Here is a 16,758-nt window from a genome sequence, read left to right on the forward strand (position 1 = left end):
CTCACTCTTTACCTTCCCTTGGGGAAGAGGGTACTGTTTTCCGCACGGAGGGGAGTACTCCCTGTCTGCTGCGGCGCACCCGTCAATACGGATCAGGACAGATCCCGGGACGTCGGCCCGCGGGCGGCCCGGCGCATCACGCGCCCGGTGGCCCCGGGTGGAAGAGACCTCCGGCAGCGATGACGCTGACATCCGCCGAGTGACGTACTGCCGGAGGCGCAGTGGAAGTTTCCGCGACCCTGTGGGTCCTGACCATCGTGGGCCTCGCCGCCCTCATCTCGGTCGATTTCTTCATCGGCCGCAAACCGCACGACGTGTCGATCAAGGAAGCGGGCATCTGGACGGTCGTCTGGATCGCCCTGGCCGCCCTCTTCGGGCTCGGCCTCCTGCTCTTCGCGGGCGGCCGGCCCGCGGGCGAGTTCTTCGCGGGCTTCGTCACCGAGAAGTCCCTGAGCGTGGACAACCTCTTCGTCTTCGTCCTGATCATGGCGAAGTTCGCGGTGCCCTCGCAGTACCAGCAGCGCGTGCTGCTCTTCGGTGTCCTCATAGCGCTGGTCCTGCGGGCCGGCTTCATCGTGGCGGGCGCCGCGATCCTCGCCAGCTTCTCCTGGATGTTCTACCTCTTCGGAGCCTTCCTGGTCTGGACCGCCTGGAAGCTGATCCAGGAGGCCCGGGCCGAGGAGGAGGACGAGGAGTTCGAGGAGAACAAGCTGCTCAAGGCCGCCGAGCGCCGCTTCGGCGTCGCCGACCGCTACCACGGCACCCGGCTGTGGATCGAGGAGAACGGCAAGCGGGTCATGACCCCGATGCTCGTCGTGATGCTCGCCATCGGCACCACCGACATCCTCTTCGCGCTCGACTCCATCCCGGCGATCTTCGGCCTGACCCAGGACCCGTACATCGTCTTCACCGCCAACGCCTTCGCCCTGATGGGCCTGCGCCAGCTCTACTTCCTCATCGGCGGCCTGCTCAAGAAGCTGGTCCACCTCTCCTACGGCCTGTCGGTCATCCTGGGCTTCATCGGCGTGAAGCTGGTGCTCCACGCCCTGCACGAGTCCGGGGTCCCCGTCCCCGAGATCAGCATCCCGGTCTCGCTCGGCGTGATCTGCTCCGTCCTGATCGTCACCACGCTCACCAGCCTCCGGGCCTCCAGGAAGGAGGCGGCACGGGCCGCCGCGGACGAGCGGGAGGCGAGCGCCGTGAAGGACGGCACCGGCCGCTGACCGGCCGCGGCCCCCGCGCACCACGCCACCCGCGCGGGGGCCGTCGCGCCCCGCCCACGCCTCCCTCCCACCGCGCCGTCCGCCGCCGGTGCGCGGTGCGCGCGGCGCCCGCCCCGGCCCATGTGACCGAGCGTGCGCACCCCGTTCCCCTCTGCGACGATCGACGCATGACCAGTCGGCCCAGGGCGCTCCTGACACAGTGGACGACCATCGTGCCGGTGACCGCGGTCGTGCTGCTGCTCCTCACCTGGGGACGCCACATGCCGGGGGTGATCGTCGCCCTGCTCACGGTCGTCCTCGCGGCGTCCGTCCTGGCCGCCGTGCACCACGCCGAAGTGGTGGCGCACCGCGTCGGCGAACCCTTCGGCTCCCTGGTCCTGGCCGTGGCGGTCACCGTCATCGAGGTCGCCCTCATCGTGACCCTGATGATCGACGGCGGCGACAAGAGCGCCTCCCTCGCCCGCGACACCGTCTTCGCCGCCGTGATGATCACCTGCAACGGTGTCGCCGGGCTCAGTCTCCTCGTCGGCTCCCTGCGCCACGGCACGGCCGTGTTCAACCCCGAGGGCACCGGTGCCGCCCTCGCCACCGTCGCGACGCTGACGACCCTCAGCCTCGTCCTGCCGCCGTTCACCACCAGCGCCCGGGGGCCGGAGTTCTCCACGGTCCAGCTCAGCTTCGCCGCCGTCTCCTCGCTGATCCTCTACGGCCTGTTCGTGGCCACGCTGACCGTGCGGCACCGCGACTACTTCCTGCCCATCACCCGGCAGGGCGAGGTCATCTCCTCGGAGGACCACGCCGACGCCCCGACCGTCCGCGCCGCCCTGATCAGCCTCGGGCTGCTCGGCCTGGCCCTGATCGGCGTCGTCGGCCTCGCCAAGGGGGTCTCGCCCACCATCGAGAGCGGAGTGGAGGCCGCCGGACTCCACCACGCGGTCGTCGGTGTGATCATCGCCCTGCTGGTGCTGCTCCCCGAGACCATCGCCGCGGTGCGCTCGGCCCGCCGCGACCGGGTGCAGACCAGCCTGAACCTGGCCCTCGGCTCCGCCATGGCCAGCATCGGCCTGACCATCCCGGCGGTCGCCCTGGCCTCCGTCTGGCTCCCCGGACCGCTCGTCCTCGGCCTCAGCCCCACCCACATGGTGCTGTTCGCCCTCACCGTCGTGGTCTCCTCCCTGACGGTCGTCCCCGGCCGGGCCACGCCCCTGCAGGGCGGCGTCCACCTGGTGCTGTTCGCGGCCTACCTGGAACTCGCCGTCAATCCGTAGCCACCGGACGGGGACCGGGACGGGCGGTGGGGGAGCGGCCGTCCGCCCCGCGGGGGCGCCGTGATAGACCGGGGCCCGAGCGGCGGCCCGCGCCGGCACCGCCGCACCCCGACGGACCGGAGGAACCGTGCCCCGCACCCTGGCCAACGCCCCGATCATGATCCTCAACGGACCCAACCTGAACCTGCTCGGCCGACGGCAGCCGGAGATCTACGGCCACGACACCCTCGCCGACATCGAGGCCCTGTGCGCGAAGGCCGCCGCCGCGCACGGCGGCACCGTGGACTTCCGGCAGTCCAACCACGAGGGGGAACTGGTCGACTGGATCCACGAGGCCCGGCTCGGCCACTGCGGCATCGTGATCAACCCCGCCGCCTACTCGCACACCTCCGTGGCGATCCTGGACGCCCTCAACACCTGCGACGGGCTCCCCGTGGTGGAGGTCCACCTCTCCAACATCCACCGGCGCGAGGAGTTCCGGCACCACTCCTACGTGTCCCGCCGGGCCGACGGCGTGATCGCCGGGTGCGGCGCGCAGGGCTACGTCTTCGGCGTGGAACGGGTTGCCGCGCTGGCCGGGGCGGGCTGGGCCGGGGCCTGAACGCCCCGGGCGCCGTTCGCGCGCCCGGTACTCACCAGCCCCGGGCGCGCCACTCCGCCAGATGCGGGCGCTCGGCCCCGAGCGTCGTGTCGTCGCCGTGGCCCGGGTAGACCCACGTCTCGTCGGACAGCGGGGCGAAGATCCTGGTCTCGACGTCGTGGATCAGGCGGGCGAACGCCTCCGGGTCGTCGTGCGTGTTGCCCACGCCGCCCGGGAAGAGGCAGTCCCCCGTGAAGACGTGGGGGTGGCCGTGGGGATCGTCGTAGACGAGGGCGATCGAGCCCGGGGTGTGGCCGACCAGATGGCGCGCGGTGAGCTCCACCCGGCCCACCCGGACGGTGTCGCCGTCGTCCACCAGGACGTCGGTCGGGACCGGGATGCCCTCGGCGTCGAACCGGCCCGCGAGGGTGCGGGCTCCGGTGGCCGCGACGACCTCGGCGAGGGCCTGCCAGTGGTCGGCGTGCCGGTGGGTGGTGACGACGGCGCCGATGCCGTCGTCACCGATCGTGCCGAGGAGCGTCCCCGCGTCGGCGGCGGCGTCGATGAGCACCTGCTCGTCGGTGGCCCGGCAGCGCAGCAGGTAGGCGTTGTTGTCCATCGGGCCGACCGCGATCTTGGTGATCATCAGGTCCTTGAGCTCGTGCACGTCGGCGGGTCCGCCGACCCTCACCTCTCCGCTGTACGTCATGGCAGCCAGCTTAGTGGGGTGTCCGGCGGGTGCCCGCGGTGCCGGGCGCCCGCCGTCGGCCGACCGTGCCCGCCGCGTCCCCGCGTCGCCGCGGGGACGGCCGGCTACAGCGCGGGCGGCGAGGGCAGCGGGCCGCCCTCGGCGGTCAGCGCGGAGCCGTCGCGGCGGCCGGCCAGCCAGCCGAGCAGCTCGGCCGGGGTGCCGGTGACCGTCACCTCCGGCTCGCCCTCGCGGCCCGTGCGCCAGGAGCGGACGCCGTCGGTGACCCGGGTGGGAGGCACCCCCGGGTTGCCGTCGAACCGGTCGGTGAGGAAGTCGATCTCCCGCTCCGTGAAGTCCGCCGGGAGGTCCTCCAACTCGTAGCCGACCCCCAGGTCCACGTGGTGCAGCTCCAGCTCGATCCACCGGCGGAAGGGCAGCCGGGACGCCGAGTCGGTGACCCCGTTGCGCAGCTCCACGGTGCGCGACCAGTCGGCGGGCGCCTCCGCCGCGGCCCGCAGCACGGCGGTGCTCTCGCGCAGGTCGGCGAGGTGGGCGTCGACGGGACGCGCGGCGCCCCGCTCGATGTCGGCGTCCCGGGCGCCGTCGGAGGCGTACATGGGGCGGGCCTCCAGGGCGTTGGCGAGCGCCTCCGCGTTGCGGGCGAGATGGGCGAGGACATGTCCGCGGGTCCAGCCCGGAAGCCGTGACGGCTCGTTCACGGAGGCGTTGTCCAGGGTGCCGACCGAGGTGAGCAGCCGCTCGGTGGCCTTGTGGACGGCCGCCAGGTCGTGCGCGTGATCAATCATGGGCCGACCCTAGTCCGCGCCACTCCTTCGGGTGAAGCAGAGGGACGACGGCCACGAATCGAATGTACGTGCTATATGGTCGGATGCGGCGTCGGGCATGCTGGAGAGTCGGCAGTTGTTGACAACCATGAATCCGACCGGCGTTGTCAGTGGCTCCCCCTAGTCTGAGAAAAGACGGGGCCCCGCCCCTGTCACTTCTTCCAAAGAAAGGTGCGGACCGGCGTGGCCGACCGTCTCATCGTCCGTGGCGCGCGCGAGCACAACCTGAAGAACGTCTCGCTCGACCTGCCTCGTGACTCGCTCATCGTCTTCACGGGCCTGTCCGGGTCGGGCAAGTCCTCCCTGGCCTTCGACACGATCTTCGCCGAGGGCCAGCGGCGCTACGTGGAGTCCCTCTCCTCCTACGCACGGCAGTTCCTCGGCCAGATGGACAAGCCGGACGTCGACTTCATCGAGGGGCTCTCCCCGGCGGTCTCCATCGACCAGAAGTCGACCTCGCGCAACCCGCGCTCCACCGTCGGCACCATCACCGAGGTCTACGACTACCTGCGGCTGCTCTTCGCCCGTATCGGCAAGCCGCACTGCCCCGAGTGCGGCCGGCCGATCTCGCGCCAGTCGCCGCAGGCCATCGTCGACAGGGTGCTGGAGCTGCCCGAGGGCAGCCGGTTCCAGGTGCTCTCGCCGCTGGTGCGCGAGCGCAAGGGCGAGTTCGCCGACCTCTTCTCCGACCTGCAGGCCAAGGGATACTCCCGCGCCCGGGTCGACGGCGAGACCGTGCAGCTCTCCGAGCCGCCCGCGCTGAAGAAGCAGGAGAAGCACACCATCGAGGTGGTCGTCGACCGCCTCACCGTGAAGGACTCCGCGAAGCGCCGCCTCACCGACTCCGTCGAGACCGCCCTCGGCCTGTCCGGCGGCATGGTCGTGCTCGACTTCGTCGACCTCCCCGAGGACGACCCCGAGCGCGAGCGCATGTACTCCGAGCACCTGTACTGCGCCTACGACGACCTGTCCTTCGAGGAGCTGGAGCCCCGCTCCTTCTCCTTCAACTCGCCCTTCGGCGCCTGCCCCGACTGCACCGGCATCGGCACGCGGATGGAGGTCGACCCGGAGCTGATCGTCCCGGACCCGGACAAGTCCCTGGACGAGGGCGCGATCCACCCCTGGTCGCACGGCCACACCAAGGACTACTTCGGCCGCCTCATCGGAGCCCTGGCGGAGGCGCTGGGCTTCCGCACCGACATCCCCTTCGCGGGGCTGCCGCAGCGGGCGAAGAAGGCTCTGCTCAACGGGCACAAGACCCAGGTCGAGGTCCGCTACCGCAACCGGTACGGGCGCGAGCGCCGCTACACCACGGCCTTCGAGGGCGCCGTGCCCTTCGTCAAGCGCCGGCACAGCGAGGCCGAGAGCGACGCCAGCCGCGAGCGCTTCGAGGGCTACATGCGGGAGGTGCCCTGCCCCAGTTGCCAGGGCACCCGCCTCAAGCCCGTCGTCCTCGCGGTCACGGTCATGGGCCGGTCCATCGCCGAGGTCTCCGCCATGTCCATCAGCGACTGCGCGGACTTCCTGGGCGAGCTGAAGCTCAGCGCCCGGGACAAGAAGATCGCGGAGCGCGTGCTCAAGGAGGTCAACGAGCGGCTGCGCTTCCTGGTCGACGTCGGCCTGGACTACCTCTCGCTCAACCGCGCGGCCGGCACCCTCTCCGGCGGCGAGGCCCAGCGCATCCGGCTGGCCACCCAGATCGGCTCCGGGCTCGTCGGCGTCCTCTACGTCCTGGACGAGCCGTCCATCGGCCTGCACCAGCGCGACAACCACCGGCTGATCGAGACCCTGGTACGGCTGCGCGACATGGGCAACACGCTCATCGTCGTCGAGCACGACGAGGACACCATCAAGGTCGCCGACTGGATCGTCGACATCGGCCCCGGCGCCGGTGAGCACGGCGGCAAGGTGGTGCACAGCGGCTCCGTCAAGGAGCTGCTCGACAACGCCGAGTCGCAGACCGGGCTCTACCTGTCCGGCAGGAAGGCCATCCCGCTCCCGGACACCCGCCGCCCGCGCGACCCGTCCCGGCAGCTCACCGTGCACGGCGCCCGGGAGAACAACCTCCAGGACATCGACGTCTCCTTCCCGCTCGGCCTCTTCACCGCCGTCACCGGTGTCTCCGGCTCGGGCAAGTCGACCCTGGTCAACGACATCCTGTACACCCACCTGGCGCGCGAGCTGAACGGCGCGAGGGGCGTGCCCGGACGGCACACCCGGGTGGACGGCGACGACCTCGTCGACAAGGTCGTCCATGTCGACCAGTCGCCCATCGGCCGCACCCCGCGCTCCAACCCGGCGACCTACACCGGTGTCTTCGACCACATCCGCAAGCTGTTCGCGGAGACGACCGAGGCGAAGGTCCGGGGCTACATGCCGGGCCGGTTCTCCTTCAACGTCAAGGGCGGCCGCTGCGAGAACTGCGCGGGCGACGGCACCATCAAGATCGAGATGAACTTCCTCCCGGACGTCTACGTCCCGTGCGAGGTCTGCCACGGCGCCCGGTACAACCGGGAGACCCTGGAGGTCCACTACAAGGGCAAGTCCATCGCGGACGTCCTCAACATGCCGATCGAGGAGGCGACCGAGTTCTTCGAGGCGGTCCCCGCCATCGCCCGGCACATGAGGACGCTGAAGGACGTCGGCCTCGGCTACGTCCGGCTCGGCCAGTCCGCGACCACCCTGTCCGGCGGCGAGGCCCAGCGCGTCAAGCTCGCCAGCGAGCTCCAGCGCCGCTCCACCGGGCGCACGGTGTACGTCCTGGACGAGCCCACCACCGGGCTCCACTTCGAGGACATCAGCAAGCTGCTCACCGTGCTGTCCGGGCTGGTCGACAAGGGCAACTCGGTGATCGTCATCGAGCACAACCTCGATGTGATCAAGACCGCCGACTGGGTCGTCGACATGGGCCCCGAGGGCGGCGCGGGCGGCGGACTGGTGGTCGCGGAGGGCACTCCCGAGCAGGTCGCGGGGGAGCCGGCCAGCCACACCGGCAAGTTCCTGCGGGACATCCTGGGCGCCGACCGGATCAGTGACGCCGCGCCGGTCAAGGCCCCGCGCAGAACGGCGGCCAAGGCGGCGAAGGCGGCCAAGGCCACCCCGGCCAAGGCCGCCGCGAGCCGGACCGCCGCCAAGGCCACCGCGAAGAAGGCGACGACGCGGGCCCGCAAGTCCTGACACCGCGCCGTCACCCACCCTGCTCCCGGGAGCATCCGGGGGCAGGACGGGCGGCTCCCGGGGCGCGTGCCCGGTGCTCCGGGTCCGGCCCCTGGGGTCGGCCCCGGCCCCCGGTCAGTCCGCCCCGGGGTCCGGCACCTCGTGGGCGTACGGCGGCTCCGCCCCCGCGCGGGAGCAGGTGACCGCCGCCGCCCGGGCGGCGAAGCCCAGCAGTTCCGCCCACTCCCCGGGGCCCAGCGCGGCCACCCCGGCGTGGCTGAGGGCGTCGCGGGCCGCGAGACCGTGCAGCAGGGCGGCGTTCACGGTGTCCCCGGCGCCGATGGTGTCCACCACGGCGACCCGCTCACCCGGCACCGCGTGGGCGGCGCCGTCGCGAGTGAAGGCGGTCATCCCCGCAGCCCCCCGGGTGAGCACGACCGCCGCCGGACCGGCCGCCAGCCACTCCCGGGGCGTACCGCCGAGCCACTCGGCGTCCTGCTCCGACAGCTTCAGCAGCGACACCCGCGGCAGCCAGCCGAGGAGCCGTTCCCGGTGGGCGTCCGGGTCCGCGATCAGCCCGGCCCGGATGTTCGGGTCCAGGGTGGTGAACACGCCCCCGGCCGACGCCGTCCGCAGCAGTTCCCCGTACGCGCTCGCCCCCGGCTCCAGCACCAGCGAGCAGGTGCCGAAGGCCACCGCGCGGGTGCCCGGCGGCAGCTCGGCCGGCGCGGTGAACAGCCGGTCGGCGGTCCCCTCCACGTAGAAGCCGTAGGCGGCCGATCCGTCCGTGCCCAGCGAGGCCACCGCGAGCGTCGTCGGCTCGGCACCGCGCCGTACCGTCGACACGTCCACCCCGGCCGCGCGCAGCCGCTCCAGCAGCGCCTCACCGAAGGCGTCGAGGGAGACGCGGGAGCAGAAGGCGGTGGGGGAGCCGAGCCGCCCCAGGGCCACCGCCGTGTTGTACGGGCCGCCGCCGGGCGCCGGGCGCAGCGGGGCGAGGGCCCCGGGGCCCTGCGGTACCAGGTCGATCAGTGCCTCACCGGCGACGACGATCACGGGCGGTTCCTCTCCGGGCAGCGGGACGGGCGGGGGCGCGCCGACACCGCCGCTCAGGACCCGTCCGCGCCGGCGCCACCCCGGGGGAGGACCGGGCGGCGGCCGGGGACGGCGCCTCCACGGACCCGCGCACGGGACCACGACGGCACACCGTCCCCACGAGCGCCCGGCCGGACGCTATCCCAGCCCCGGAAGCACACGCACACGCGCACGGCCGCAGCCGCCCGCGCCGACCGGCCCCGGGAAGCCCGGCGCCCGGGCCGGAGGGCCGCCGTCCCGCACCCCGTCCCGCCCTCCGTCCGGCCGGGACGACCCACCCAGGGGGCCGGTCCGAGACGCCCGATATCGTCGTTCCGTACACCCCCGACCCGTGGAGAGCACATGTCCGGCCGCCCCGCCCCGAGCCGTCGTACCGTCCTGCGGTCGGCGGCCCTCACACCCGTCGCCGGACTCGGCCTGGCCGCGTGCTCCCCGGGTGGCGGCGGTGTGTCCGCGCAGCCCACCGCGCCCGTCGAACTCGGCGCGGACAGCGAGGTCGGCAAGGGGGAGACCAAGCTCTACGGGGACCAGAAGGTCGTGGTCAGCCGCGCGGAGGACGGCTCCCTGAGGGCGTTCAGCACCATCTGCACGCACCAGGCGTGCGTCATCAAGAAGCTGGACGGCACCAAGCTCGTCTGCCCCTGCCACGGCAGCGAGTTCGACGCCCGCACCGGCGAGGTGCTGCGCTCCCCGGCGTCCGTGGCGCTCGTGGAGCTGACGGCCGAGGTCGAGCAGGGCAGGATCGTCGCCGTCCCCAGGACCTGAGGCCCGCGGGCGCACCGTCCCGCGAGGGGCGGGCCCACGGGAGGGGCGCCCGGGCAGTGGGCCTGCGGCCGGGCACCCGGGGAAGCGGTGGACCCGCCCGTGAACGGACCACGCGGCGGGCGGCGCCACCGGCGGGCCGCGCCGAGGGGCCGTACGACGGGCCCCGGCCCCGTCACTCCCAGTCCCAGCCGATCCCCACGATCCCGGCGCGCACCCGGGGCTCCACCAGATGCACCGAGCGGTGCAGTCCGCTGAGCGGCAGGTCCCGGCGGCCGCCGCGCGGGGCCGCCGCCGAGGGCTGGGTGAACCGGTGGCAGCGCACCGGCAGCGCCGCCGGATCGAACCGCACCTGGAGCGCGTACTGCCCGCCCGCCGCCTCGAAGTCGCGGAGGTACTCGCGCGACGCCCGCGCCGTGCCGTCCTCCACGGCGTAGCGGAAGAGATGCGTGTCGCCGCTGCCGAGCCGCGTGTCGAAGAGCAGCTCGGTCACCAGCACCCCGGTGTCGTGGTGCGACCGGACCCGCCCGGTGCGGCAGTTCTCCAGCGCCCGGACGGTCATCCGGGCCGGATCGCAGCCCGGGTCGCCGTGGTGGACGGCGAGGAAGCGGTCGACGCCGTCGCGCTGGGCGCGGACGATGTGCTGCGAGTCCCGCCCGGCCAGTTCCCGCCGGGCCCCGACACGGACCCGCTCGTGGTGCGCCAGGGTGAGCAGCCCGCCACCCGGCGCCACCTGGCCGAGCTCGGCCAGCAGCCGGTCCAGCGCACCCGACGCCTCCATCTGCGCGCGGTACGAACGGGCCGCCGACGGGCGGTCCCCGCACGGCCCGCAGGGCTCGCCCAGGAGCCGAATCAGCGACTCCTCGGGCAGCTGGAGTATCTCCTCCAGCGCCCGCACGGCCCGCAGGGACTCCGGGCGCTGCGGACGGCGCGCCCCCTGCTGCCAGTAGCTGAGGCTGGTCACGCCGACCTTGACCCCGTGCCGCGACAGATGGTGCTGCACCCGCTGGAGCGGCAGCCCGCGCGCGGCGATGGCGGCCCGCAGGGCGACGTGGAAGGGGCCACCGCGCAGGGCCGAGTCGAGTACCTCGGTGGCGGCGTCCGCGTGCTGTGTGGCGTGCTGCATGCAGGGCCTCTCTGTGAGGGGGCGCAACGGCCGGCCGGACCGTGCGGCGCGGATTCGCCGAGGCCGTCCCCGTCGCGGCGCAGGGGAGGTCCCCGCATCCGTGCGCCGCGGTCCCGGGGCCCCGGGTTTTCCCCGCATTGAAGCGTGTCGGCCCTGCCGCGACAACACCCGTGACAGGGCCCCCGCACGCACCTGGCCGAGATGCCCCGCCCGGCCCGCGCGACGGGCACGGTGTGCGACCGCTCCGCTCCCCGGCGTCCGCGCAGCGCCCCGCGGCCCCCGGCCGCACCCCTTGCGGGCGGGCGCCACCGCCCCGCCCGGCCCGCCCGGCGGACGGTTGTCCACAGGCCCGCCGGACTGTCGGTCCACGCCAGTAGGGTGTGACTCATGGCCGACCCCTCCAGCTACCGCCCCAGGCCGGGTGAGATCCCGGACTCCCCGGGGGTGTACAGGTTCCGAGACGAGCACCGCAGGGTGATCTACGTCGGAAAGGCGAAGAGCCTGCGCCAGCGCCTGGCCAACTACTTCCAGGACCTGGCTCACCTCCACCCCCGCACCCGCTCCATGGTCACCACGGCCGCCTCCGTGGAATGGACGGTCGTGTCCACGGAGGTCGAGGCCCTGCAGCTGGAGTACTCCTGGATCAAGGAGTACGACCCCCGGTTCAACGTCAAGTACCGCGACGACAAGAGCTACCCCTACCTCGCGGTGACGATGAACGAGGAGATCCCCCGCGTCCAGGTCATGCGCGGGCACAAGAAGAAGGGCGTGCGCTACTTCGGGCCGTACGGGCACGCCTGGGCGATCCGCGACACGGTCGACCTGCTGCTCCGCGTCTTCCCGGTGCGCACCTGCTCGGCCGGGGTCTTCCGGAACGCCGCCCGCACCGGCCGCCCCTGCCTGCTCGGCTACATCGACAAGTGCTCCGCGCCCTGCGTGGACCGCATCACCCCGGAGGACCACCGCGCCCTCGCGGAGGAGTTCTGCGACTTCATGGCCGGCCGCACCGGCGCCTACCTGCGGCGCCTGGAGAAGCGGATGACCGAGGCCGCCGAGGAGATGGAGTACGAGCGGGCCGCCCGCCTGCGCGACGACATCGGCGCCCTGAAGAAGGCCATGGAGAAGAGCGCGGTCGTGCTCGCCGACGCGACCGACGCCGATCTGATCGCCGTCGCCGAGGACGAGCTGGAGGCCGCCGTCCAGATCTTCCACGTGCGCGGCGGGCGGGTGCGCGGCCAGCGCGGCTGGGTCACCGACAAGGTGGAGGAGATCACCACCGGCGCCCTCGTCGAGCACGCCCTCCAGCAGCTCTACGGCGAGGAGAGCGGGGACGCGGTGCCCAAGGAGGTCCTGGTCCCCGCCCTGCCCGAACCGGCGGAGCCGGTGCAGGAGTGGCTCACCGGGCGCCGCGGTTCGGGCGTGTCGCTGCGCGTGCCGCAGCGCGGCGACAAGAAGGCGCTCATGGAGACCGTGCAGCGCAACGCCCAGCAGGCGCTCGTGCTGCACAAGACCAAGCGCGCCTCCGACCTGACCACCCGCTCGCGCGCGCTGGAGGAGATCGCGGACTCCCTCGGTCTCGACAGCGCGCCCCTGCGGATCGAGTGCTACGACATCTCGCACCTCCAGGGCGACGACGTGGTCGCGTCCATGGTCGTCTTCGAGGACGGGCTGGCCCGCAAGAGCGAGTACCGGCGCTTCCAGATCAAGGGCTTCAGCGGACAGGACGACGTCCGGTCCATGCACGAGGTGATCATCCGCCGCTTCCGCCGCTACCTGGCCGAGAAGGAGCGGACCGGCGAGTGGGTCGACGGGGACGGCCTCCCCGAGGGCGCCTCCGGGAGCGGCACCCCCGGAAGCGGTGCTCCCGGGGACACCGCCGCCGGCATCCCGGCCGGGGAGAGCGGCCCCGGCGGCGACCGCGCGGAGGACACCCGCGCGGACGCGCCGGCCGACACCCCCCTCGACACCTCGCTCACCGATGAGGACGGCCGCCCGCGGCGGTTCGCCTACCCGCCGCAACTGGTCGTCGTCGACGGCGGCCGGCCGCAGGTCGCGGCGGCCCGGCGGGCCCTGGACGAGCTGGGCATCGACGACATCGCGGTGTGCGGCCTGGCCAAGCGGCTGGAGGAGGTCTGGCTGCCCCACGAGGACGACCCGGTCGTCCTGCCCCGCACCAGCGAGGGCCTCTACCTGCTCCAGCGGGTCCGCGACGAGGCGCACCGCTTCGCCATCACCTACCAGCGCGGCAAGCGCGCCAAGCGCTTCCGCTCCAGCCCCCTGGACGACGTGCCCGGCCTGGGCGAGACCCGCAAGCAGGCGCTGATCAAGCACTTCGGTTCGCTGAAGAAGCTCCGGTCGGCGACGATCGACCAGGTCTGCGAGGTGCCCGGCATAGGCCGCAAGACGGCCGAGACCGTCGCCGCGGCCCTCGCCCGGGCCACCCCGGCCGCGCCCGCCGTGAACACGGCGACGGGGGAGATCATGGAAGACGAGGACGGGGTACTCGGAACGACGGGAACGACGACCGAGGCCTCCGGGGAGCCCGTATCCGCGGGCACCCCTGACGAACGACGGGGGCAGGAACCATGACGGAGCACGACGCACAATCCGGGGCGGCACGAGAACGGGCCGCCGCACCAGGGCCGGCGGCCACCGCCACCGGGCCCGCCAGCCACGACGGACGCACCCCCGGTGCGGCCGGCGGACCGGCGAAACCCCACCCCGGGGCCGCAGCGGACCGGGCGGCCCCGTCCCACCCCACGACCGCCGGGGAGGCGGACCCCCACACGGACCGCCCCGACGGGCCCCAGAACGACGGAGCAGAAGTGAGCACGGGCAAGGAAACAGCCGGGACGGCCAACGACGCCGCCATTCCCGAGCTGGTGATCATCTCCGGGATGTCCGGGGCGGGCCGCTCGACGGCGGCGAAGTGTCTGGAGGACCTCGGCTGGTTCGTGGTCGACAACCTGCCGCCGGCGCTGATCCCCACCATGGTGGAGCTGGGCGCCCGCTCCCAGGGCAACGTGGCCCGCATCGCGGTCGTCGTCGACGTCCGCGGACGTCGATTCTTCGACAATCTGCGCGACTCCCTCGCCGACCTCGACTCGCGGGGCGTCACCCGGCGGATCGTCTTCCTGGAGTCCTCCGACGAGGTCCTGGTCCGCCGCTTCGAGTCGGTGCGCCGCCCGCACCCGCTCCAGGGCGACGGCCGCATCGTGGACGGCATCGCCGCCGAACGCGAGCTGCTGCGCGAGCTGCGCGGCGACGCGGACCTCGTGATCGACACCTCCAGCCTCAACGTGCATGAGCTGCGCGCCAAGATGGACGCCCAGTTCGCCGGTGACGAGGAGCCCGAGCTGCGGGCCACCGTCATGTCCTTCGGCTTCAAGTACGGGCTCCCCGTCGACGCCGACCTCGTGGTGGACATGCGCTTCCTGCCCAACCCGCACTGGGTCCCCGAACTGCGCCCCTTCACCGGCCTCAACGAGGAGGTCTCCGGCTACGTTCTCAGCCAGCCCGGCGCCAAGGAGTTCCTCGACCGCTACACCGAGCTCCTCCAGCTCATCGCCGCGGGCTACCGTCGTGAGGGCAAGCGCTACGTGACCGTGGCCGTCGGCTGCACCGGCGGCAAGCACCGGTCCGTGGCCATGTCGGAGAAGCTCGCCGCACGGCTCGCGGCCGAAGGCGTGGAGACGGTGGTCGTCCACCGGGACATGGGACGGGAATGACAGGACGTAGTCCGCGGCTGGGCAGGCTGCGCCGGGTGGCTCCGGAAGGGCGCGGCGGCAGACCCGCCGACGCCCGGGCGGCCCGGCCCGAACAGGCGCGCGGCGCCCGGCCGCGACGCCGGGGCGCCCAGCCCAAGGTCGTCGCGCTCGGCGGCGGCATGGGTCTGTCCGCCTCGCTCGCCGCGCTGCGCCGGATCACCGGCGACCTCACCGCCGTCGTCACCGTGGCCGACGACGGCGGCTCCAGCGGGCGGCTGCGCGACGAGCTGGGGGTGCTGCCGCCCGGCGACCTGCGCAAGGCGCTGGCCGCGCTGTGCGGCGACGACGACTGGGGCCAGACCTGGGCCCGGGTCATCCAGCACCGCTTCCAGTCCAAGGGCGACCTGCACGAGCACGCGGTCGGCAACCTGCTGATCGTCGCGCTCTGGGAGCAGCTCGGCGACCATGTCCAGGCGCTCGACCTGGTCGGCAAGCTCCTCGGGGCGCACGGACGGGTGCTGCCCATGTCCGCCGTCCCGCTGGAGCTCCAGGCCCTGGTCAGGGGCCACGACCCGGACCGGCCGGAGGACGTGGACACCGTGCGCGGCCAGGCCACCGTCGCCCTGACCCCCGGCGACGTGCAGTCGGTGCACCTGGTGCCCGCCGACCCGCCCGCCGTGCCCGAGGCGGTCGAGGCGGTGCTCGACGCGGACTGGGTGGTGCTCGGGCCCGGCTCCTGGTTCTCCTCGGTCATCCCGCACCTGCTCGTGCCCGAACTGCTGGACGCGCTCGCGCAGACCAAGGCCCGCCGGGTGCTCTCGCTGAACCTCGCCCCGCAGCCGGGAGAAACCGAGGGCTTCTCCCCGCAGCGTCATTTGGAGGTTTTGGGACGACACGCCCCTAAACTCGCCCTGGACGTGGTGCTGGCCGACGAGGCCGCCGTGCCCGACCGTGACTCGCTCACCGATGCCGCGAAACGGTTCGGCGCCGCGGTCGAGCTGGCTCCGGTCGCCCGGACCGACGGGACCCCGAGGCACGACCCGGAGCTGCTGGCCGCCGCGTACGACCGTATTTTTCGGATGCATGGAAGGATCGGCCCATGGCGATGACGGCAGCGGTGAAGGACGAGATCTCCCGGCTCCCCGTCACCCGGACCTGCTGCAGAAAGGCGGAGGTCTCCGCCGTGCTGCGGTTCGCCGGCGGCCTCCACCTGGTGAGCGGGCGCATCGTGATCGAGGCGGAGCTGGACACCGCGATGGCGGCCCGCCGCCTCAAGCGGGACATCCTGGAGATCTTCGGGCACGCCTCGGAGCTGATCGTGATGGCGCCGGGCGGGCTGCGCCGGGGTTCGCGCTACGTCGTCCGGGTGGTCGCGGGCGGTGACCAGCTCGCCCGCCAGACCGGTCTGGTCGACGGCCGGGGCCGCCCGATCCGGGGTCTGCCGCCGCAGGTGGTCTCGGGGGCCACCTGCGACGCCGAGGCCGCCTGGCGCGGTGCCTTCCTGGCGCACGGTTCGCTGACCGAGCCGGGCCGTTCCTCCTCCCTGGAGGTGACCTGCCCCGGTCCGGAGGCCGCGCTCGCCCTGGTCGGCGCCGCCCGCAGGCTCTCCATCGCCGCCAAGGCCCGCGAGGTGCGCGGCGTGGACCGGGTCGTGGTCCGCGACGGCGACGCCATCGGGGCGCTGCTGACCCGGCTCGGCGCCCATGAGTCGGTGCTCGCCTGGGAGGAGCGGCGGATGCGCCGCGAGGTGCGCGCGACCGCCAACCGCCTCGCCAACTTCGACGACGCCAACCTGCGCCGCTCGGCCCGCGCGGCCGTCGCCGCGGGGGCCCGGGTGCAGCGGGCCCTGGAGATCCTCGCCGACGACGTGCCCGAGCACCTCGCGGCGGCGGGGCGGCTGCGCATGGAGCACAAGCAGGCCTCGCTGGAGGAACTGGGCGCCCTCGCGGACCCGCCGCTGACCAAGGACGCCGTCGCCGGGCGCATCCGGCGGCTGCTGGCGATGGCCGACAAGCGCGCCTCGGACCTCGGCATCCCGGGCACGGAGGCGAACCTCAGCGAGGACATGGCCGACAACCTGGTCGGCTGACGGCCGGCCATCGGCGGCCGACCGTCCGCCGGTCCCGCCGCGCCGCCCGGCCGGATCGCCCGCGCCGCCCGGCCGGATCGACGTGACGTTCGGGGGCCCGGCGCGTCGGTCGCCGGGCCCGCCCTCCTGCCCGGTCGCCCGCCTGCCCGGTCGCCCGCCTGCGCGGGCACCAGCCCGGCCGGCCTGGCGCCCGCGTAGTCGTTTCGGTGGCTCGGC

At 73.4% G+C, this 16,758-nt stretch carries 13 protein-coding genes; 9 read left to right on the forward strand and 4 right to left on the reverse strand.

The window, feature by feature from the left end; all coding sequences use genetic code 11:
* Nucleotides 1-221 precede the first annotated feature (221 nt).
* The 3 genes from ACZ7LB_RS02500 (at nucleotide 222) to aroQ (ending at nucleotide 3,092) form a co-directional block, all read left to right on the forward strand.
* Nucleotides 222-1,223, forward strand: a complete 1,002-nt coding sequence (locus tag ACZ7LB_RS02500) for a TerC/Alx family metal homeostasis membrane protein (RefSeq protein WP_471464988.1) — start codon at nucleotides 222-224, stop codon at nucleotides 1,221-1,223.
* Nucleotides 1,224-1,390: 167 nt separating this feature from the next.
* A complete protein-coding gene (locus ACZ7LB_RS02505) occupies nucleotides 1,391-2,491 on the forward strand; it encodes a calcium:cation antiporter (protein ID WP_471464989.1) in 1,101 nt (366 codons plus the stop codon).
* Between the two features lie 127 nt (nucleotides 2,492-2,618).
* Entirely contained in the window at nucleotides 2,619-3,092 is a 474-nt protein-coding gene (aroQ, locus tag ACZ7LB_RS02510; protein ID WP_471464990.1) for a type II 3-dehydroquinate dehydratase, read from the forward strand.
* 31 nt (nucleotides 3,093-3,123) lie between these two features.
* Here the strand turns inward: aroQ and ACZ7LB_RS02515 are convergent, their stop codons facing one another.
* Together ACZ7LB_RS02515 and ACZ7LB_RS02520 are read right to left on the reverse strand one after the other, a co-directional pair.
* The gene (locus tag ACZ7LB_RS02515) at nucleotides 3,124-3,780 is read right to left on the reverse strand and encodes an MBL fold metallo-hydrolase (RefSeq protein WP_471464991.1); all 657 of its coding nucleotides are present in this window, start codon (nucleotides 3,778-3,780) and stop codon (nucleotides 3,124-3,126) included.
* Nucleotides 3,781-3,884: 104 nt separating this feature from the next.
* Entirely contained in the window at nucleotides 3,885-4,568 is a 684-nt protein-coding gene (locus ACZ7LB_RS02520) for a maleylpyruvate isomerase family mycothiol-dependent enzyme (RefSeq protein ID WP_471464992.1), read from the reverse strand.
* A 222-nt stretch (nucleotides 4,569-4,790) separates the two neighbouring features.
* Here ACZ7LB_RS02520 and uvrA point away from each other — a divergent pair, with 222 nt between their 5' ends.
* Nucleotides 4,791-7,784: an excinuclease ABC subunit UvrA gene (gene uvrA / locus ACZ7LB_RS02525; protein WP_471464993.1), complete on the forward strand. Its 2,994-nt coding sequence runs from the start codon at nucleotides 4,791-4,793 to the stop codon at nucleotides 7,782-7,784.
* Between the two features lie 114 nt (nucleotides 7,785-7,898).
* Here the strand turns inward: uvrA and ACZ7LB_RS02530 are convergent, their stop codons facing one another.
* A complete protein-coding gene (locus ACZ7LB_RS02530; RefSeq protein WP_471464994.1) occupies nucleotides 7,899-8,819 on the reverse strand; it encodes a carbohydrate kinase family protein in 921 nt (306 codons plus the stop codon).
* A gap of 381 nt (nucleotides 8,820-9,200) precedes the next feature.
* Here ACZ7LB_RS02530 and ACZ7LB_RS02535 point away from each other — a divergent pair, with 381 nt between their 5' ends.
* Entirely contained in the window at nucleotides 9,201-9,623 is a 423-nt protein-coding gene (locus ACZ7LB_RS02535) for a Rieske (2Fe-2S) protein (protein WP_471464995.1), read from the forward strand.
* Nucleotides 9,624-9,795: 172 nt separating this feature from the next.
* Here the strand turns inward: ACZ7LB_RS02535 and ACZ7LB_RS02540 are convergent, their stop codons facing one another.
* Complete coding sequence (locus tag ACZ7LB_RS02540; RefSeq protein WP_471464996.1) at nucleotides 9,796-10,746, reverse strand: hypothetical protein; 951 nt, start codon at nucleotides 10,744-10,746, stop codon at nucleotides 9,796-9,798.
* 387 nt (nucleotides 10,747-11,133) lie between these two features.
* Between ACZ7LB_RS02540 and uvrC the strand changes: the two genes are divergently transcribed.
* The 4 genes from uvrC to whiA are packed head-to-tail and all read left to right on the forward strand — an operon-like array spanning nucleotide 11,134 to nucleotide 16,542.
* A complete protein-coding gene (gene uvrC, locus ACZ7LB_RS02545; protein WP_471464997.1) occupies nucleotides 11,134-13,335 on the forward strand; it encodes an excinuclease ABC subunit UvrC in 2,202 nt (733 codons plus the stop codon).
* Nucleotides 13,332-14,474, forward strand: a complete 1,143-nt coding sequence (rapZ, locus tag ACZ7LB_RS02550) for an RNase adapter RapZ (RefSeq protein ID WP_471464998.1) — start codon at nucleotides 13,332-13,334, stop codon at nucleotides 14,472-14,474. Before uvrC ends, rapZ begins: the two co-directional genes overlap by 4 nt.
* Entirely contained in the window at nucleotides 14,471-15,562 is a 1,092-nt protein-coding gene (locus tag ACZ7LB_RS02555) for a gluconeogenesis factor YvcK family protein (protein ID WP_265291604.1), read from the forward strand. Before rapZ ends, ACZ7LB_RS02555 begins: the two co-directional genes overlap by 4 nt.
* Nucleotides 15,553-16,542: a DNA-binding protein WhiA gene (gene whiA / locus ACZ7LB_RS02560; protein ID WP_161225273.1), complete on the forward strand. Its 990-nt coding sequence runs from the start codon at nucleotides 15,553-15,555 to the stop codon at nucleotides 16,540-16,542. Before ACZ7LB_RS02555 ends, whiA begins: the two co-directional genes overlap by 10 nt.
* The last annotated feature ends 216 nt before the right edge of the window (nucleotides 16,543-16,758 follow it).

Source organism: Streptomyces sp. NPDC107521 (genome assembly GCF_055598485.1).